At 42.0% G+C, this 19697-nt stretch carries 21 protein-coding genes and 1 pseudogene; 19 read left to right on the top strand and 3 right to left on the bottom strand.

Features of this window, described 5'->3' with window-relative positions; all coding sequences use genetic code 11:
• Nucleotides 1–497 precede the first annotated feature (497 nt).
• The 10 genes and pseudogenes from HHA42_RS13525 (at nt 498) to HHA42_RS09250 (ending at nt 7572) form a co-directional block, all read left to right on the top strand.
• Nucleotides 498–749: pseudogene (locus HHA42_RS13525) on the top strand (DUF6868 family protein).
• 96 nt (nt 750–845) lie between these two features.
• A complete protein-coding gene (locus tag HHA42_RS09290) occupies nt 846–1559 on the top strand; it encodes an SIMPL domain-containing protein (RefSeq protein ID WP_168418125.1) in 714 nt (237 codons plus the stop codon).
• A 131-nt stretch (nt 1560–1690) separates the two neighbouring features.
• Complete coding sequence (locus HHA42_RS09285; RefSeq protein ID WP_168418126.1) at nt 1691–2356, top strand: RluA family pseudouridine synthase; 666 nt, start codon at nt 1691–1693, stop codon at nt 2354–2356.
• Between the two features lie 259 nt (nt 2357–2615).
• The gene (locus tag HHA42_RS09280; protein WP_168526269.1) at nt 2616–3566 is read left to right on the top strand and encodes a DUF5660 family protein; all 951 of its coding nucleotides are present in this window, start codon (nt 2616–2618) and stop codon (nt 3564–3566) included.
• A 165-nt stretch (nt 3567–3731) separates the two neighbouring features.
• Nucleotides 3732–4109, top strand: a complete 378-nt coding sequence (locus tag HHA42_RS09275; protein WP_168418128.1) for a ribonuclease E inhibitor RraB — start codon at nt 3732–3734, stop codon at nt 4107–4109.
• Nucleotides 4110–4224: 115 nt separating this feature from the next.
• On the top strand, nt 4225–4590 hold the full coding sequence (locus HHA42_RS09270) for a DUF488 family protein (protein WP_168418129.1): 366 nt from the start codon (nt 4225–4227) through the stop codon (nt 4588–4590).
• A gap of 102 nt (nt 4591–4692) precedes the next feature.
• On the top strand, nt 4693–5034 hold the full coding sequence (locus HHA42_RS09265) for a zinc ribbon domain-containing protein YjdM (RefSeq protein WP_168418130.1): 342 nt from the start codon (nt 4693–4695) through the stop codon (nt 5032–5034).
• 263 nt (nt 5035–5297) lie between these two features.
• The gene (locus HHA42_RS09260; RefSeq protein WP_168418131.1) at nt 5298–5639 is read left to right on the top strand and encodes a YegP family protein; all 342 of its coding nucleotides are present in this window, start codon (nt 5298–5300) and stop codon (nt 5637–5639) included.
• Nucleotides 5640–5785: 146 nt separating this feature from the next.
• Nucleotides 5786–6409: a DUF2939 domain-containing protein gene (locus HHA42_RS09255; protein ID WP_168526267.1), complete on the top strand. Its 624-nt coding sequence runs from the start codon at nt 5786–5788 to the stop codon at nt 6407–6409.
• An 86-nt stretch (nt 6410–6495) separates the two neighbouring features.
• Nucleotides 6496–7572, top strand: coding sequence for a DUF1176 domain-containing protein (locus HHA42_RS09250; RefSeq protein WP_168526265.1), 1077 nt, complete (start codon nt 6496–6498; stop codon nt 7570–7572).
• Between the two features lie 46 nt (nt 7573–7618).
• On the opposite strand, the gene HHA42_RS09245 is transcribed toward HHA42_RS09250, so the two are convergent.
• Both HHA42_RS09245 and ccsA read right to left on the bottom strand, forming a co-directional pair.
• Nucleotides 7619–8560 carry a tRNA-dihydrouridine synthase gene (locus HHA42_RS09245; protein WP_354667086.1) on the bottom strand — a complete coding sequence of 314 codons (942 nt, stop codon included), beginning with the start codon at nt 8558–8560 and terminating at the stop codon, nt 7619–7621.
• Between the two features lie 176 nt (nt 8561–8736).
• The gene (gene ccsA, locus HHA42_RS09240; RefSeq protein WP_019837757.1) at nt 8737–9546 is read right to left on the bottom strand and encodes a cytochrome c biogenesis protein CcsA; all 810 of its coding nucleotides are present in this window, start codon (nt 9544–9546) and stop codon (nt 8737–8739) included.
• 139 nt (nt 9547–9685) lie between these two features.
• Here ccsA and ffh point away from each other — a divergent pair, with 139 nt between their 5' ends.
• The 8 genes from ffh to HHA42_RS09200 all read left to right on the top strand — a co-directional run bounded on the left by ffh (nt 9686) and on the right by HHA42_RS09200 (nt 18368).
• A complete protein-coding gene (gene ffh, locus HHA42_RS09235; protein ID WP_168418134.1) occupies nt 9686–11095 on the top strand; it encodes a signal recognition particle protein in 1410 nt (469 codons plus the stop codon).
• Between the two features lie 189 nt (nt 11096–11284).
• Nucleotides 11285–11950: a tRNA (adenosine(37)-N6)-threonylcarbamoyltransferase complex dimerization subunit type 1 TsaB gene (tsaB, locus tag HHA42_RS09230; protein WP_168526263.1), complete on the top strand. Its 666-nt coding sequence runs from the start codon at nt 11285–11287 to the stop codon at nt 11948–11950.
• A gap of 12 nt (nt 11951–11962) precedes the next feature.
• Complete coding sequence (locus HHA42_RS09225; RefSeq protein ID WP_168418136.1) at nt 11963–12787, top strand: undecaprenyl-diphosphate phosphatase; 825 nt, start codon at nt 11963–11965, stop codon at nt 12785–12787.
• Nucleotides 12781–13602: a class I SAM-dependent methyltransferase gene (locus HHA42_RS09220; RefSeq protein WP_168526260.1), complete on the top strand. Its 822-nt coding sequence runs from the start codon at nt 12781–12783 to the stop codon at nt 13600–13602. Before HHA42_RS09225 ends, HHA42_RS09220 begins: the two co-directional genes overlap by 7 nt.
• 146 nt (nt 13603–13748) lie before the next feature.
• Entirely contained in the window at nt 13749–15158 is a 1410-nt protein-coding gene (locus HHA42_RS09215) for a C13 family peptidase (protein WP_168526258.1), read from the top strand.
• A gap of 36 nt (nt 15159–15194) precedes the next feature.
• Nucleotides 15195–16043: an S-formylglutathione hydrolase gene (gene fghA / locus HHA42_RS09210; RefSeq protein WP_168526256.1), complete on the top strand. Its 849-nt coding sequence runs from the start codon at nt 15195–15197 to the stop codon at nt 16041–16043.
• A 169-nt stretch (nt 16044–16212) separates the two neighbouring features.
• The gene (locus HHA42_RS09205; protein ID WP_167846221.1) at nt 16213–17316 is read left to right on the top strand and encodes a YjgN family protein; all 1104 of its coding nucleotides are present in this window, start codon (nt 16213–16215) and stop codon (nt 17314–17316) included.
• Nucleotides 17317–17330: 14 nt separating this feature from the next.
• Nucleotides 17331–18368, top strand: a complete 1038-nt coding sequence (locus HHA42_RS09200) for a M48 family metallopeptidase (protein ID WP_168526254.1) — start codon at nt 17331–17333, stop codon at nt 18366–18368.
• Nucleotides 18369–18377: 9 nt separating this feature from the next.
• Here HHA42_RS09200 and HHA42_RS09195 read toward each other — a convergent pair whose 3' ends face one another.
• Nucleotides 18378–18659, bottom strand: coding sequence for a DUF2218 domain-containing protein (locus HHA42_RS09195; RefSeq protein WP_168460842.1), 282 nt, complete (start codon nt 18657–18659; stop codon nt 18378–18380).
• Nucleotides 18660–18851: 192 nt separating this feature from the next.
• Between HHA42_RS09195 and rpe the strand changes: the two genes are divergently transcribed.
• On the top strand, nt 18852–19538 hold the full coding sequence (rpe, locus tag HHA42_RS09190; protein ID WP_004975246.1) for a ribulose-phosphate 3-epimerase: 687 nt from the start codon (nt 18852–18854) through the stop codon (nt 19536–19538).
• Nucleotides 19539–19697: the final 159 nt, after the last annotated feature.

The raw sequence follows: 19697 nt of genomic DNA, 5'->3' as shown, positions 1-19697 counted from the left end.
GTTTTAGCGCATAAAAATCACCTATTTGGGAAATATTTTAAAATATTGTTAAAAATGTAATAAAAAATTCAAAAAAATATAAAAATTAAATCATTTTGGGGAAACAATCCCAAGCTCAAATTACTACTATATATCTCAAGGGTGTGATGGGGATCGAAAAGAGTAGATTGCTGCCAGTTGCGTACAACGCGCGTGTAGTACTTACCCAAAAGGTCTCGATTCGGCTTAGGACGCTATAGATTAAAAGTTTATAGGCTATAAGATCATGGCTTATCCAGCATGATAGTTGAAGTAAACCACAGTTGTTTTCCCTAACACCCTCAAGAATTTTCAAAACAAATAACAACTTAAAATAACAGCCATAAAATTATAAAAATCTAAATAAAATATCAGTTTAAATTTAAATCTCTTGTAAACATTCGCTACAAAACTCCCATCAAGTCACTTATCTAAATCTGCTAAATTGAGCTTGTAATCTGCATCTAAACAGGTGTGATATGAGTGTTGATTACGATTTTTGGTGTCGATTTTTACTGACTTGTGCACTGATTAATTACGCTATTTTAATGCTGTGGTTTGTGGTGTTGATATTTGCACATAACTGGCTTCGATAGTTACATGGCAAATGGTTCAAACTCACCGATTCAAGTTTTGATGCGATTCATTATGGTGGTATGGCAGTTTATAAAATAGGGGTATTGCTGTTCAATATTGCTCCGCTCATTGCGCTGTATATGATGCGACCTTAAATACCACAACAGAAATACCGCATTTTAAAGCACCTTTAAAATATAAGATGTAGTCACAGCAAGGCTGAAAGACCACAATTCAAGGAGTTTACAAACATGAATCAATTAAAACCCGCACTGATTTTAGGTGGGCTGATTTGTTTGGGAATGGTGCTGGCAGGTTGGATTTTGGGCAACAGTGCACTGAAAATTAAGCAATATGAGCGTGTGGTTTCGGTCAAAGGCTTGTCTGAGCGTGAAGTCAAAGCCAATGTGGCCGTGTGGCCCATTCGTTTTAGCGCAGCCAGTCAAGATTTGGCTGCTTTGTATGACACCATGCAAGGCCAGACTGCACAAATTCAAAACTTTTTAAAAAATGAAGGTTTTGCTGCGGAAGAAATTACCATTGCCGCACCCGTGATTACCGATAAATACGCCCAGCAATATGGTGGAGATGGTAATGTTGCCTTGCGTTATACCGCGCATCAAACCATTACGGTCTATACCAAAAGTATAGATAAAGTCCGCAGTGCACAAAGCCGTCTGGTCGATTTAGGCAAGAATGGTATTGCCTTTGGTGGTGAGGATTATGGGCAACGTACTGAATATTTATATACGCAGTTGAATGACATTAAACCTGCCATGATCGAGCAAGCTACCCAAAATGCCCGCAGTGTTGCAGAGAAATTTGCCGCAGATTCTGACAGCCGTTTGGGGAAAATCAAATCGGCCAATCAGGGCGTATTTAGCATTGAAGAGCGTGACAGCAACACCCCTTATTTGAAAAAAGTACGTGTGGTGTCTACCGTAGAATATTATTTGGCAGATTAATGTACAAACTCACTCAATCAGGAAACAGACATCATTAATCGTTTTAGCTAAGCAAGCACATTGCCCGACTGAATTGACAGCTTGGGCTGTGCTTGATATTTTGCCCGCACCGCTTTTTATGCTGTATGTTCATGGCTTTAAACGACAACTTTATTTATGCACCACCACAAGAACCTTTAGAAATTGTCTATGAAGATGATGATTTGCTGGTGATTGATAAGCCCGCAGGTTTGTTGTCTGTGCCGGGACGTTTGCCTGAACATCAGGACAGTGCCTATTTAAGGGTTTTAGCTCAACATCCCAGTGCAAAAATTGCCCATCGTTTAGATATGGCGACATCCGGTATTTTAATGTTCGCCAAGCACCGTGATGCAGAAGTTGCATTAAGTAAAATGTTTCAGGCCCGAACGGTCAAAAAAAACTATATAGCTTTAATTCAGGGGCAGCTTGAGGGGCAAGGCAGTGTCGATGTGCCGTTAATTACCGACTGGGAAAACCGCCCACGGCAAATTGTGCATTTCGATTTAGGCAAGCCTGCACAAACGCTGTATCAGGCTTTGGAATATCGGGCCGATGAAGATATTACCCGTGTATTGCTGACGCCAATTACAGGGCGTTCGCATCAGTTGCGGGTACACATGCAATATATTGGTCACCCAATCACAGGCGATAAGTTATATCATCCTCAGCCGCAACAAAGTCCTTTAAAACGAATGGCGTTGCATGCCAGCTATTTGGCATTTACTCAGCCGTTGAGTCATGAAGCTGTAGAAATTCGGGCACAGCTTCCTTTTTAATCACTTTCTTTCTAACAGTCACATTTTTTTCAAATTATTGTGAAAATACTCAAAATTTGGGATAGCCTTCATCCCAAGAACTAGTTAATTTAACGCTATAACCGTAGATTTTCATTTTCCTTGCACAAAAAGGAGGTTGATTGGTTATTTTAAAATTTTTGTGTTGAGTGTTTGGGGCTGCAACTTGAGGTTGAAGTGATTTTTGCGTGAAAAACGCATCACTTGAACGGGGCAGGCCGATGGGGTGGGAGGCAAAGTTATGTTGTATATATTGGGCGCAATAATTGTAGTTCTTGTGGTGATTGTTTTTTGGCAAACATTACGCAGCCGTGAATTATCAGCAGGTATTCAATCATTACAAACTAATTTAGACCGTACCCGTACCAATTTGGCAACTGATGAGCTGGAAAGTAACGAGTTAGAACATCAGCTCACGCTGCTTCGGGTAGAAGTAGGGAGTTTGAAAAACCGTGTGGAAAGTTTGCAGCATTATCAAGATATTTTAGATGTTGAACAATATGTGCAGGAGCGTCGCCAACAAGTTGAAATGTTTGTAGAAATGGTCAAGTCTGAAGCAGAAAACATGCGTGATCAATGCAAACAAAAAATTGAAAAAGTCAGTAATTTTTTAGTCGAACACGAACAAAAAGCCAAAGCTAAAACCCTAAAAGCAGCTCAAGAACAATTGGGTGCTTTTTATCATTTAGCAGAAGAACGTCAAAAGTTAGAGCAGGTGACTGCCGCGCTTTATCACAAAATTGAAGAAAATACCCCTGCGTTTCAATTGCCAGCACAGCAGTTACTCGATCATTTAATTGAAGACTATAGCCAGTCTGATGCAGCACAGCATTTATTACAGGTGCGTCAAAAAATTATGCAAGCGATTCAAAATAATGAAATGGCCTATTGTGCATTTGTAGATGAGCAGCGTCGTCTTTGTGCAGTAACATTGCTTAGTCATGCATTTAACAGCAGAGCAGACTTATATTTAGCCCAGTTGAACCAACATAATTTAGGGGAATCTCTACAAGCGTTGCAGGATGATTTCACCTTGCTTAATCACTATGCGGCATCTTTTGGACATAGCAAAATTTTAGAATCTTACTTGGCACTTCGCCTTGAAGAGTTAAAATTTGCATCTTTAGTGATTGGCCTTAAGCAACAGGGCACTGACACCACACAGCAAGTAAAACTGGCAGCGAATGCTTAAGGATAAGCTGCATCTATAAGATGCAGACTCTGTAGGGCTGTCCGACTAAAGTCAGCGCAAAATACAGAAAACTTGATCAAGTACGGCAAAATTGTGCTATGTTGAATTCACTATTTTGTCACTTGCCAGATATATATTGGCTAAAAAGATAACAAGGATATTCGCATGACACGTGACTATGAGCAATTCCCAGATGATGATAATGGTAATGTACTTTGGCAAATGCATGAAGATGGGGATGACCTGACAGAGCCACATGAAATTGAGTACTCCATTGCTTTTACCACACAAGAACAAGCCGAAAAATGTGCGTTGTATTTGTTGGCAGAAGAGCAAAAAATTTCATTATTTCAAGATGAAGAATCAGATGCGGTTGAATGGATTATCACCATTTATGTTTATATGGAACCAGAGTATTCAGACATTGTAGATTTAGAACAATGGTTCACTAAAATTGCCGAAGAGCATGGCGGTGAATATGACGGTTGGGGCTGTATGGCCTACGTCTACGATGATGAAGATGAGTACGAAGACGAAGAATAAATTTGATTTTCCAAAAGCATGTGTTGATCACATGCTTTTTTAATTCTGCATGACGCATAAGGATTGGTTTTTAGTATCAAGCCTTGCAGCGTATTGTAGAGCAGAAAGAGGCAATATGGATATTGCAATTAAGCGAGCCTATCTGGATGCTGTACCTACAGATGGTACACGGGTTTTAGTCGATCGTTTGTGGCCACGTGGTGTGACTAAAGCGCGTGCTCAAATTGATTGGTGGCCTAAAGAAATTACGCCCTCAACTGAATTACGCAAGTGGTATCACCAAAACCCTGAACAAAACTGGGATGAATTTCAACAGCGTTATCGGCTCGAACTGACTCAGCAGGAAGCGACCTTACAGGAACTGCTTCAACTGGCACAGCAGCAAAAAGTGACCTTAATTACCGCTGCAAAAGATGAACAGCATAATCATGTGGTGGTGTTAAAGCGTGTTTTGGAGCAATCTTTAACATCGTTAGAGTAAAAATCCATCGGATTATTCAACCATTATCCTTATGCTTTATAAGGTTTTTAAGTTTATGAATAATCAGTGAAAAATGTTATAATAAAATTTTTGAGGTTTTTTATGTCTTTGCCAAATTGCCCAAAATGCCAGTCAGAATATACTTATGAAGATGGTGACTTGCTCATTTGCCCAGAATGCTCACATGAGTGGAAAGAAGGTGATGTAACTGAAGAAGCGGCTGCAGTAATTAAAGATGCAAATGGTAATGTGTTATCAGATGGCGACACGGTAACCGTGATTAAAGACCTTAAAATTAAAGGTTCTTCTGCTGCTGTAAAAGTAGGAACGAAAGTGAAAAATATTCGTTTAATTCCAGACGCTGCCGATGGTCACGACATTGATTGTAAAATTGATGGTATGGGCGCGATGAAATTAAAATCTGAGTATGTGAAAAAAGCATAATCCGTATTAGAAATACCAAGCGCAGGCAACTTTGTAGAAGTCGCCTGCGCTTTTTTTATGCAGTGCATAAAGAAAAAGATCATTAAGTTTTGTGATATGTGACAATAAAAATGACACAGCATCTCTTTTAATGTTTGTACAAAAATACTACTTTTTTATTTTGCCTAAGTCCTTTATATTTTAGATGAAAAGAACAAGTTTTAATCAGGTTTAACGTAGTCATTACTTAACAACACCACTCACAAAAACAGTTGGGGGAAACTATGTCAGGATGGTTCGAAGTTTCACAAGCAAGCAATGCACAATATCGTTTTGTACTTAAAGCGGGGAATGGCGAAATAATTTTAACCAGTGAGTACTATAAAGCTAAAGCTTCGGCTTTAAATGGTATCGCTTCGGTACAAAAAAACAGTCAGGAAGATGGCCGTTATGACCGTCTGACTTCTAAAAATGATAAGCCGTATTTTAATTTAAAAGCCGCCAATCATCAGGTGATTGGTACAAGCCAGCTCTATACAACTGAGCAATCACGTGAAAAAGGCATTGAATCGGTTAAAACAAATGGTAGCAGCAGTACCATTAAAGATTTAACAGTAAGTGCTTAACCTTAAGGTTATCCTTAATTTTAAGCCTTATATAAAAAGCATGCTGCGGCATGCTTTTTTATTTTGGTGTGGATGTCATGGATAGTTCCCCAATTGACAGTATTGAGTGAAGTACTTTGAGCATTTTTGGATAGAGAAGAAGATTAATGAAAAAATTGGCGATGCGGATATTCTTGGTACTTATAGCGGTGGTGGCGGTATGGTGCGCAGGGCCATATTGGAGCCTGTATCAAATCAATCAGGCTGTGGAGCAACATCAAGCAGACCAACTTTCAAGCTATATAGATTATCCGCAAGTCAAAGCCAGTTTAAAACCACAAGTGCAGCAGCTTTTACAGCAGTTAATGGGTTTTGAGGCATCCTCTTCAGCACCAAATGTTTTGGGGCAGATATTGACTGATCAGCTGAGCGATAAAATGCTAGATGTTTTACTGACGCCAGAAAGTATTGCTTTATTGATGCAGGGCAAAGCATGGCAGGAATCCATTCGTTTACCAGATTTATCCTTACGATTGCCGCAAACCTCCGCAGAGCAATGGACTGTGGAGCATCGGAAAACAGGATTTAGTATTTTTCCACGTGCGCATGCACAACAAGTTGAACTTGCCGAGGCTTTTAAACCCAGTCCAGATATTCGCAGTGGTTTTCATCGTTGGAACCGTTTTGTGGTTAAAGTACCCACCCAATATGCAGGACTTACCGAATTTGAGCTGCAACCACGCAACTGGCGCTGGAAAATTGTTGCGATTCGTTTAGATGTACGCGAGTAGGTGAGTACGAGGTATGGACTTTTTGAACTTTCCTCTCGATGTGTTGAAGGTCATTTGGTGAAACAAGAGCAAGCAGGAAGAATAAGATGAAAAAATTATCAGGTGGTTTGAGTGCGGGGTTGTTACTCAGTGGAGCATTGTTTAGCCCTTTGTTGATTGCAGCACCAGTAGTAAGTACAACAGCGACATCTAAAACTGCACCGATTGAAGGCTTATATTTTCAGCATCAAGACTGGGAGTTGGCTTGTGATAATACAGGCACCTGCCGTGCTGCGGGTTACCAAACTGATGACAATTTTGAGCAACCGATTAGCGTATTGCTAACGCGTAAAGCAGGTCAAAATCAGGTCATACAAGGTCAAATACAAATTCAAAATGATGTTCCTCAAGCGACACTATTTTTAAATGGACGGGCTTTGCAACAGTTACGCTTTAATGAAAATATTGCTAACTTGTCTGCTGCCAGTGTGCAAAAGCTGTTGGTGCAGGCACGTCAGTATACCGTTATTGAATTAAGGCAAGCTAAGCAACGCTGGCAATTGTCTGATGCAGGCTTAAGTGCGATATTGTTAAAAATGGATAGCTTCCAAAAGCGGGTGGGGACAACATCTGCCGTACTTGCAAAGGGTAAGCAGTCATCTTCAAAAGTGTTAGTTGCGCAGCCTATTCCGAAAATTAGTATTCGGATGCAGCCAAAATATAGAACAGCCAAAGCACAAGTGCTTACTGCGGCAAGTGCAGACAAACTGTATCCGATATTACGTCAGTCAGCAGACCGTGATAATTGTTATATGTTGTTTGAACCTGAGGAAGATCAGCATATTCGACTCTACTCGCTTAATCAGCAGCGTACTTTGGTGGAAGCAGATTGTTGGCGTGGTGCATATAATATGGGTGTGGCTTATTGGGTTATGGACAAAAAGCTGCAACATATCCATCAGTTTGTGACGGATTCAGCTTCAGAATTTAGCAATGGGCAGATTTTTGCATATCAAAAAGGTCGTGGTATTGGAGATTGTTTTAGTCAAATTGAATGGGCGTGGAATGGTCAGCAGTTTGTGAAAAGCTATCAGTTCGATGCAGGACAATGTAAAGGCTTTGCGGGCAGTGCGTGGGATATGCCCAATTTTGTTAGCCAAATTGAGTATGCATCTGCCGATTAAAAACTAAAGTAAAAATATTAATGACTCATTCAATCGGTGCAAGTGCTTAATTCACTTGTGCTCGAGCGACTAACTTTTCCATAATTTCATCTAACTTTTTCAGTCGCTTAATGTCATCCCATAATGCTTTAGCTTCTGGATAATGTTTGGACATCATGCCAAGCCATTGCTTGTAACGTCCCACCATATTCATTTCCTTTTTATAGGAACCATTTAAGAAACGGATTTGCAGGCCAAGCAGTTCATTCCAGCTAATCAGCGGGTCATCGCTATTCTTGCGGATACATTGAGTCAGGTCAGGTGTAGTTACTGCACCGCGGCCAATCATCAGATCTTCACAGCCGGATTCTAGTTGACACTGTTTGGCGTCGGCATTATTCCAAATTTCGCCATTGGCAATGACATTTATCTTCAATGCTTCACGAATAGGGCGCAGTTGATCCCAAAAGGCAGGCGGTGTATAGCCATCGGCTTTGGTACGCGCATGCACCGTGACCCATGCTGCGCCTGCATCTTCAATGGCATGTGCATTTTCCAGCATGAAGTTCCGATCCATATAACCTAAACGCATTTTGGCGGAAACAGGTATGTGGGCAGGCACAGCATCACGCACGGCTTTGACCAGCTCATAAACCACTTCGGGTTCATCGAGTAAGACTGAACCACCCCGATGACGATTGACCGTTTTAGCAGGACAGCCAAAGTTCATATCAATCGCAGGTGCACCCATCGCCGCAACTTTAGCTGCATTGGCCGCCAACATATCAGGGTTATTTCCCAAAAATTGCACATGTACAGGCGTGCCTGCGGCAGTTTTACCGTTGGTGAGTAGTTCTGGGCAATAAGTATGATAGATATGGTCTGGTAAAATACTATCTGTGACCCGAATAAACTCTGTCACACACCAGTCAAAACTGCCTACAGACGTGAGTACATCACGCATGATGGGGTCGGTTAAGCCTTCCATGGGTGCAAGAATTAGTTTCACAGGATGCTACCAGCTCAAACAAAAGTGGAGTTATACGTTTTTTTATGGAGGATGTCTAGGCAATGGCTTGGAATTGATGTGGTCTTCACAAGGACTTTAATATTTCTGTTCTCTATCTGCTCTCGGCATAAATAGATTAACTCGTTCGCTCTGATCATTGTAAAAGTGTAATCAACTCACTTCCCCAAAATCATTTCCAACACAAACTTAGAACCAATAAAACCGAGCGCCAATAAAAAGAAACCAATAATGGTAAAGCGAATCGCTTTTTGACCACGCCAACCAAACTTGTAGCGTCCAAGTAGTAATGCACCATAGACAAACCACGAAATAATACTAAACGCCGTTTTATGCGCTAAATGCTGTGCAAAGAAATGTTCTACTGTAAAGAAGCCAAAGCCTAATGCGACAGTCAGTAGGGCAAAACCTGCGATTAGCATATCAAACAGCAAAGATTCCATATCTTGCAAAGAGGGCAGTAAATTGACCCAAACTCGACGCTTTTGTTTATTTTTCAGTTCGCGGTTCTGAAACCACATTAACACCGCATGAATGGTCGCCATGAGCAATACAGCATAGGCCGCTAGCGACAAAATAATATGAATGTCTAAGCCAATCGAATTTTTGCTAATAAATAAATTATGCTGACTGAATGAAAAGCCTGCAATTAAACCCGCAGCAGCCACAGGAATACCAATCAAATTCAGTGCAATCACAGGACGGTAACTACTGAACAATAAGCTCAGCAATAACATCAGACCTGAAGTAAATGACATCAGATTAAACACGTTGTAATTGACACCCATTGGCGTCAGCATATCGTTATATAACACCGCAGCATGCAGCACTAAGCCCAAACTGAGCAGAGAACGAATAAACCAGTGATTTGGCGCACGTTTAGACATTAAATGAGAAAATAAATACCAAAAAGAGCTGGTATAAGCGATTAATGCTAAAATCGTATAAACCAAGGGGAGACTGATCATGTCAAACCTTTTTCAGGATGATGAATATTCATTTATATAAATTCGATGAGAACTACAGTATCCTATAGCATCTTGTGCATAAATTTTCTATTTTAAAGAAACATTTTTTTGCTAATGGCTATTTTAAGCGGAATTTGCAATGTTTGATACCTTAACAGAACGACTCACGCAGAGTTTAAGAAATGTTACTGGCTCAGGGCAGCTAACCGAAGACAATATTAAAGATACGTTACGTGAAGTACGTATGGCACTTCTTGAAGCCGATGTGGCGTTACCTGTAACTCGTGAATTCATCGCGAAAGTTAAGGAAGAGGCATTGGGTCAGGAAGTGATGACTCAGTTATCTCCTGGTCAGGCGTTCGTCAAAATTGTCTATGACGAACTCACAAAAATGATGGGCGAGGCCAATGAAAGCCTTGACCTAGCTGCCAAGCCACCAGTTGTAGTGTTGTTGGCAGGTTTGCAGGGTGCGGGTAAAACCACCACAGCTGCAAAATTGGCACGTTTTTTACAAGAACGTCAAAAGAAAAAAGTCGCCATGGTGTCTGCCGACGTTTACCGTCCTGCAGCGATTAAACAGCTACAAACAGTTGCTGGTGAAGTTGGTGCAATTTTCTTTGACTCGAATGCCAATGAAAACCCTGTAGATATTGCCAACCGTGCTATCGAACAGGCAAAAATTCAGTTTGCTGATGTTTTGATTGTTGATACAGCAGGTCGTTTGCATGTCGATGATGACATGATGGACGAAATTAAAGCATTACACTCAGCCATTAAACCGACTGAAACCTTGTTCGTGGTTGATGCCATGACAGGTCAGGATGCGGCGAATACAGCCAAAGCCTTTAATGATGCCTTGCCATTAACGGGCGTGATCTTGACCAAAACAGATGGTGATGCGCGCGGTGGTGCGGCACTTTCAGTACGTGCCATTACAGGCAAGCCAATTAAATTCTTGGGGATGGGTGAAAAACTCGATGCCCTAGAGCCATTCCACCCAGAACGTGTTGCACAACGTATTTTGGGCATGGGTGACGTGCTGTCTTTAGTCGAAGAAGTTGAACGTAAAATCGACAAAGAAAAAGCCGAAAAAATGGCGAAAAAACTGCAAAAAGGCGGCAGCTTCAACTTTGAAGACATGCTAATGCAGTTTGAGCAAATGAATAAAATGGGTGGCATGATGGGCTTCTTAGACAAGTTGCCTGGCATGAGTAACTCAGGTATTCAAGATGCCATTGCTCAGGCGAATCCTGAAAAGCAAGTTAAGAAAATGGAAGCGATTATCCAGTCGATGACCATTAAAGAACGCCGTAACCCAGACCTCATGAACCCAAGCCGTAAAAAACGTATTGCTGCGGGTTGTGGTATGGAAGTGGCAGAAGTGAATAAACTCATCAAGCAACATGCACAAATGGCAAAAATGATGAAAAAGTTTGCCAATCCATCAGGCATGGCAAAAATGATGCGCTCATTGGGTGGTTTGCAAAAACAATTCAGTGGTGGCGGTATGGGGCCGTTATTTGGCAATAACGACCCAACCAAAAAATAAGCCATCTGCTAGATTCACAACAACGCCCAAGCTTCTGCTTGGGCGTTGTGCTTTGAGCACTTTACATATTGGGTTAGATGTATTTTTAGAGAGGATTCAATGCGCAGATTGCGTTAAATCCTCGCGAGAATTTCTGGAGTGGAGTATCATAACGCCACTTTTTGAAATTTATTCCTTAGAAGGTTGTGCATGAAATTGCTGGCATTGGAAACTGCCAATGAGCAGTGTTCCGTTTCCATAGTAGATGAAACGCAGGAACTCTTTTTTCAGTTGGATGCGCGAGCAAAAGCACAAACGCAAACGATTTTACCCATGATTGAGCAGGGTTTTGCCCAAACGCAAATCAATACGGCAGACCTGACCGCAATTGCATTTAGCCGAGGTCCGGGTTCATTTAGCGGTGTGCGTATTAATGCGGCAGTGACTCAGGCATTGGCATGGTCGCATGATCTACCTGTGATTCCTGTATCGACCTTGCAGGCATTGGCACAGGCGGCTTATCGTCTTGAAGGTTTAAATGCCGTAACTGCGGTGCTCGATGCACGAATGAATGAAGTCTATATTGCCAGTTTTCAGTTGAATGAACAGGGCATTATGCAGGCGGTTGATCAGGAACAATTGCTGAATTATAGCGATGCTGCTCAAGCGGTACGCTTTACCTTAGTGGGTTCGGGTGCAGGTTTAATTGATCAAGAACAAATACAATACAAAGGCTTAAGTGCAACTGCGCAAGATATTGCTACTATTGCACGCGTCTATGCGCAGCAACAGCAATGGGTGAGCGCAGAACAAGCACTGCCTGTATATTTACGTGACAATGCTTGGAAAAAAATTCCAGAACAAGGCAAAGCATAATTAGGGTTATTTATGGATCTTTTACTGCTGCTCAAAGCGGCAATTATGGGTATTGTAGAGGGGATTACCGAATTTTTACCCATTTCCAGCACGGGGCATTTGATTCTTGCGGCTGAACTGATGGACTTCTGGACCAAGGAAAAAAGTGATGTGTTTGTGATTGCCATTCAAATGGGGGCAATTGCTGCAGTCATTTATGAGTACTGGACACGTCTTTGGGGCGCAGCGACAGGAATGTTTACAGGCGAAGAAAAAGGTCGTCGTCTGGGCTTTGGTCTGATTATGGCGTCTATTCCAATTATTCTGATTGGACTGACTTTTGGGCAAACTGTAAAAGAATTATTGTTTAATGATGTTGCCGTAGCCATTGGTCTGATTATTGGTGGTTTTATTATTATGTGGATTGAGAAACATCCACCACAAGTACGTGCGCATGAAGTTGAAGACCTAACTTATAGAGATGCTATCTGGATTGGTCTGATTCAGGTGTTATCGCTTATTCCAGGTACATCACGTTCAGGAGCAACCATTATTGGTGCAATGTTCTTGGGTGTTTCGCGTAAAGCCGCCACTGAATTTTCTTTCTTTTTGGGTATTCCTGTCATTATTGGCGCAGGCTTACTCGACTTGTACCAAAGCTATGATGTATTCCAAACCACAGAAGATTGGACGGTGCTCAGTTTCGGGATCATCGTATCTTTTGTATCGGCACTATTGCTAATCCGTGCCTTGGTGGCGTATGTGGCTAAGCGAGATTTTATGATTTTTGCTTGGTACCGTATTGCTTCAGGTCTGGTAATTTTATTGTTCGCATTTACAGGCTGGAAACTATGGTAAGCGGGCTTCGCTTATATACCGAAGCCGAATGGCAAGCTCAAGCACAGCATTATTCTGCTGTGCTTTTGTCTAGAGGGGTACAGGTTTGTCTAGAAGTGGTAGACAAACTGAATGCCCGTTTTTTACGTTTGCATCCTGAGCTTGCTTTATGTGTAGACGCAGACGGCTTATGGTTGTGCGCCAATGGCATGAAAATGCAGCCCGACTGGAAAGCAGAATCAGGGCGTTTAAAGCGTGCATCTTTAAAATCTGAAATGATTGCACGTGCCTGTAATTTGTCAGAAAAACCGAGTCTGATTGATGCAACGGCAGGACTTGGACACGACAGTTTGCTCATGGCACATTTGGGTGCGCAGGTCACTTTGCTGGAACGCCATCCTATTTTATTTACTTTATTAGAAGATGCTAAACGCCAAGCACAGGGGGATCCATTTTTGGCTCCCGTGGTGGCGCGAATTGATCTGGTTTTTGCAGACTCAGCCGATTATTTGCGGGACTGTGCTGCACAAGGCATCATAGTTGATGTGGTGTATTTAGACCCAATGTTTCCACAGCGTGATCAGCATCAGCAAGCCCAGAAAAAGCAGGCGCAGGTGAAAAAACAAATGCAGTTATTGCATTTGTTGTTACCTGAACATGGTGAAATGGATTTAGGCGATCATTTACTGGGTTTGGCACAGCAAGTTGCAAAACGAGTGGTGGTAAAACGCCCACGTTTGGCGGTGTTTTTAGCGGGCCGATCAACGACCCATCAATGGCAAGGGGATGCCTGTCGCTTCGATGCTTATTTTCAGCCAAATTTGAACAATGGGTAGATTTCTACCACTAAAGCAGGGGCAAGCGGCTCAATGCTTCTATAATGTGCAAAGATTTGTTATATAGTTAAAAATGACAATTGATAATTACGACGACAAGCATAAACTTGGAGTGTGAAAACGCGAGCTGCGATTAACAGAATCCTATGATTGACTTCAAACCCTCCATTAACTTTTGGCACGATTTTAAAAGCAACCAAGCTGCGGGCGTTTGGTTATTTTTGGGTTCGCGACGCTCCTTACAAATTATTCGTCCATCTATTCCCCAACTGATTTTTTGGGGGATTCTAGGTGGTCTTGCCAATACCTTATTTAGCTGGTTAGTGGCAGGTGAAGTTGGTGAATTTAACCCGCAGGGTTTGGTCAGCTATGCCCTGTGGCCGTTTATCGCCTTAATTGTTGGAATTATTTTGTCCCAACGGGTCAATAATCCTCGTCTACTTTTGGTCCCTGCGTTGCTGTGGTTAGTGCTAGACACCCACGTTGCTTTATTACAAAGTCTGATTCAATACATGGGTATGATGGATGTCTTGCCGTATGTATTGTATGACTATTTGCCCACTATTTTCATGGTGCTGTTTGTATGGCAAAGCTTGGCCGTCGTATGGGTGTTTTCACGTGAATTGCACTGGCCGTGGTGGGAGCGTGCGCTGATTGTTTTGGCAACGTTGTTTACTTTAGTGGTCTGGCAAATGTCAGTGAAAAGTCAGCCCATTTGGAAAGTAGAAGAAGTTCCACCTAGTTTGAGCGAAGAAGCTTTTTATGCGCAAGGCCGTGTATTGAATAAGGCTTTAGAAAGTATTCAATATGGTGAATTTGCTCAATCGCACTGGTATTTTTTAGGTGTGGCAGGGGCGAGTTATCAAGATGTCTTTATGTCTGAAATTGAACGTATTCGTGAACAGTTTGATACCCGTTTTGGAACTTTTGGGCGTTCTATGGTGTTAATCAATAACCCTATGACCCGTAATGTAATCCCAATTGCCTCACAAACCAGTATTGAAATGGCGTTACGCCGTATTGGACAGCGTATGAACCGTGAAAGTGACGTACTGTTTTTATATATGACTTCACACGGTTTAAAAGATCACTTTGAAATTGAAAATGCACCGCTCGATTTAAATCAGGTCGATCCGAAATGGCTACGAGACACTTTAGATAAATCAGGTATTCGCTGGCGAGTGATTGTGATTTCTGCCTGTTATTCGGGTAGCTTTGTGTCGGCCTTGCAAGATGATAATACCTTGGTCATCACCGCTTCGGCAGCAGATCGTGAATCGTTTGGTTGCTCAAATGAAGCAGACTACACTTATTTTGGTCGTGCGTTTTTTGATCAAGCAATGCGTGAGCAGAATTCCTTTGCCAATGCCTTTAGTGAGGCCAAAGTAACTGTGGCAAAATGGGAACAGGCCCAAGGTTTTGCCCCATCAGAACCGCAGTGGTCTATGGGTAAAAATATGGAATTAATGTTGCCACAATTAGAGCAGCGTTTATTTCCACAAAGCAGTATGGCTGCAAACAGTGATACGCAAATGAATGTGCGCACTGCCGAATAAATTAAATAAAAAGTATCTGTACAGTAGGAGAGAGTGATGGAAGTAATTCAGAACAATCGCTGTTTTGAGGGCGAACAACGGATTTATCGTTTTCATTCTACTGCCTTGCAGGGTGAAACTCGCTTTGGCATTTTTCTGCCTGCACAAGCCTTGGCAGGTCAGGCCTGTCCTACGGTATTTTATTTGGCGGGCTTGACCTGCACGGAAGAAACTTTTGCAATTAAAGCGCATGCACAGCGCATGGCGGCACAACTGGGTTTAATTCTGATTAGTCCAGATACTTCCCCACGTGGGGATACTGTCGCACAAGGCGATCATTGGGATATTGGGCAGGGTGCGGGTTTTTATATCAATGCGACACAGGCACCTTGGGCAACACATTATCAAATGGAAAGTTTTGTGGCCGATGAGCTGTATCAGCAAGTGCTTGCGCAGTTTCCAGTGAATCCGCAGCAAGTGGGTATTATGGGCCACAGTATGGGCGGTCATGGTGCTCTGACCCTTGCATTTAAATATCCTGAAAAATTTAAGTCCGTATCTGCCTTTGCGCCAATTTGCGCACCAAGTCAATGTCCATGGGGTGAAAAGGCATTTTCCAATTACTTAGGTACAGATCAGCAACTGTGGTTACAGCATGATGCCACTGCATTGGTACAAACCAAAGGTGCGTTATTCAAAGATATTCTGATTGATCAAGGGCTTCAGGATCAATTTTATAGTCAGCTCAATCCTGCATTATTTCAGCAAGCCTGTGCTGCTGTGGGGCAGTCGCTAAGTTTACGTGAACATGCAGGCTATGATCATGGTTATTATTTTATTCAAAGTTTTATGGATGAGCATTTACAATTCCATGCAGTACAATTGCAAGATGATGACGCTGCATAGCAATTAATTTTAGACGCTGATTTTTTTAAACTTTTCTAGGCAAGTTGCTGACTTTTGATTAAAATGTTCAGCACTTGCTTTTTTACCATTTGGAAAGATCACTGTATTTTATAGAATTGGTTTACGGGTAAAGCCACTGGCATCAAAATAAAACACAATAAGGCAAAACATGCATAATTCAGACTGGGATGCAGCGCAGCATCCGCCTACAACCTCTACATTTTTTACACCTGAACCGCGTGTCTCACCTGAGGAAAACCCATGGTTGGGGCGTACCCATCATTTTCAATTTCACGGTACAGCCTCAGAATATTTTGGCATCTGGATTGTCAATATTTTGCTGATGATTGTGACCTTTGGACTTTATGCACCTTGGGCTAAAGTCCGTCGTTTACGCTATTTTTATGGCAATACCGAGTTTGTGCAGCGCCGTTTTGACTTCACCGGTATTCCACATAAAATTTTATTGGGGCGCTTAATTGCAATTGGTATTTATGTGGCTATATCGGTAATTTCCAATTATTCAGTTAAAGCGACCTTGATTGGGGTGGTCATTTTATATTTGGCAGTGCCGTGGTTGATTCGTGCCACCATTCGTTTTAATGCCCGTAACAGTAAATTTGGCAATGCCCGTTTTTATTTTTCGGGCAGCAATAAAGAAGCCTATTGGGTATTTCTTAAATGTATTGTCATCAACTTGTTGACTTTGGGGCTGTTTTTCCCTGTTGTGGTGTGGATGTATAAACGCTATTGCCTAGACCACTTATACGCAGGGCAGCTCAAATTTAAATTGAATGCAGACTGGCCTGCCTATATGCGCGCCATGTACATTCCCGTTTTTCTGTTTATTGGAATTTTAGTGGGTGCTGGCCTAGTTTTGGCCTTTGCAGGACAATTGAGCAGCAACCCTGCACAATTGATTTGGTTGTTTTTAGCGGTTTATTTACTTGGTTTATTTTTTGTCTGGCCGCTGATGTCGGCACGAATTTTTATTACTACGTGGAACAATACCAGTATTAGCCGCAGCGTATTTAAAACCGATTGCGGGCAGTGGCATTATGCATGGATTATGGTCACGAATTGGATTGTTAAAGTGCTGAGTTTGGGCTTAATGACGCCTTGGGCTGCGATTCGTTTATATCGCTATCAGGTGGAATCTTTAAGTTTGCATTTAAAAAATGATCCAGATGCGATGATCAACAAACTGCAGGCTGAACATAGTGCGCTTGCAGAAGAAATCAGCGATATTTTTGATATTGATGTATCGCTCTAAGTATGGGGAAGAATATGGCTGCGCAGGTGTTGGATGTCGTGTTTTATGATGGTGTGGTATCTAAGCCATGGGCAGCGCAAATTTCTCCGATAGATGACCAGTCAGTGCTTATACGTTATGGCGATGCACTGCAAAAACAACGACGCTATGACTATGCTGCAATGACCTTGGTTGGTGCATTAGGCAAAATCCAGCCTGTGATTGAGTTAAATGATGATGCCCGCATCGAGTTTTCTCAAGCCTTGCCAGAATGGTTTCAATTGCGGCATAAAGATGTGCATCATTCCATTTGGAAACTTGAACGTACCCCAAGCCTGATTGTCTTTAGTCTGGTATTTGTATTGCTCATGGTTTTTGCAACGATTCAATGGGGTATTCCTAGTGCTGCAAAATATGTCGCCTATCAATTGCCTGCAAGTAGCTTGCAGAAAATTGGCAATGAAGCCGAGCATTATATTTTAGAGATGACACAACCAAGCCAGTTGTCTCAAGCACACCAGCAACAGATTCTTGGGAGTTATCAAAAACTCATTGCAGGAGATGCGCCTGCCAAAGTACTGTTCCGTCAAGGGGAAAGCTTGGGTGCTAATGCCTTGGCCATTCCCAACAACACTATTATTTTGACCGATGAGCTGGTGGCTTTGGCACAAAATGATCAGGAAGTGGTTGCAGTTTTGGCACATGAACAAGGGCATTTGGTTGAGCGACATAGCTTGCAGCAGGCCTTGTCCAGTTTAGGGTTTAGTATTATTTTACTGGCCATTACAGGTGATGGTACAGATTTGATTTCGGCCTTACCTGTGGCATTGGTGGGAGCGAATTATTCACGTAACTTTGAGTCTGATGCAGATCACTACGCACTCAAAACCATGCAGCAGCAGGGTATTCCTACTGTTCATCTAGCAAATTTTTTGGAGCGTTTGGCTCAAGATGCTGGCGAAGACAGCCAAGCCAAGAAATCACCACTGGATTTTTTACAAAGCCATCCTGCAACGCAAAAACGGATTCAGGCAATCAAAGAATTTGAACAAATGCAGCATGCAACGCCATAAATATATGAATTAATGACGTTGCCAAATAGCAGTAAGTGGTTCTTGTCCCATACGAATTAAGTGATCTAGCACCACCTGTTCAAGTCGTGTTAAATCGGCTTCGGTATCTTGTAGTTGAATGTGTACCAGCAATGCTTGCACTTGTGGAATCAGAGAAATGGTTGCTGTAGGCATCATAATTTGCAATTGATCGCTGCTTTCTGCAACTTCAAATTTATGTTTCCAGTGGTTAAGTAGACGTTTGGCAATACGACTTGCCTGTGTTGTTTGAATATGAGCTGAACTATGCATGATCTGTAGCAACCGCCATCTTGCTAAAATAAGTGGAAGGATATTTACCATAACAAAGTCATTCAAAAAATCGAGCGGAAGGGTGCAACAGAGCATTGCGGATATAGAATCATTGAATCGCAACGGGTTTAACCAAGCCAGCCAGTCTTTGCTATAATGCGCCATAATCCCAATATTCAGCTAGGTTCTCCCATGTCCAAGCCTTATTTAATTGCTCCTTCTATTTTGTCTGCAGACTTCGCCCGTTTGGGTGAAGAGGTTGAAAATGTACTGCAGGCGGGTGCCGATGTGGTGCATTTTGATGTCATGGACAATCACTATGTACCTAACTTAACTTTTGGTGCAGGTGTGTGTAAGGCACTGAAAAATTATGGCATTACCGCACCTATAGATGTGCATTTAATGGTGAAACCTGTAGACCGTATGATTGGTGATTTCTTGGAAGCAGGTGCGGACATTATCACGTTCCACCCTGAAGCTTCAGAGCACATTGACCGTTCATTGCAATTGATTAAATCGGGCGGAGCAAAAGCAGGTTTAGTTTTTAACCCTGCAACACCATTACATTATTTGGACTATGTGTTAGATAAAGTCGATCAGATTTTGTTGATGAGTGTGAACCCAGGTTTTGGTGGGCAAAAATTCATTCCAATGACCTTGGAAAAACTGCGTCAGGCACGTCAAATTATTGATGCTTCAGGTCGTGATATTCGCTTAGAAGTTGATGGTGGTGTAGGCCCTGCTAACATTCGTGAGATTGCGGAAGCGGGTGCAGATATGTTTGTTGCAGGCTCAGCAATTTTTGGTAAGCCAGACTATAAAACTGTGATTGACGAAATGCGCGCTGAATTGGCAAAAGTGGGCGCAGTTGAAGTATAAGTTTCTACAATCACAAGGCTTTAAGTTGTGGATAACTTTGTAGATAACCGTATGGATATCTATGTTGATAACACTATGGATAAGAGGTGGTCCCACTTGTTTGAACAACTAAAAGCGTATTTATAAGTGATATTCCGCTCTAGTTAAGCCACCTTGTTT

It is taken from the genome of Acinetobacter sp. A3 (assembly GCF_012371415.1).
Classification (GTDB): Bacteria; Pseudomonadota; Gammaproteobacteria; order Pseudomonadales; family Moraxellaceae; genus Acinetobacter.
The sequence above is the reverse complement of the archived record's forward strand: the minus strand, read 5'-3'. Positions and strand labels throughout refer to the sequence as shown.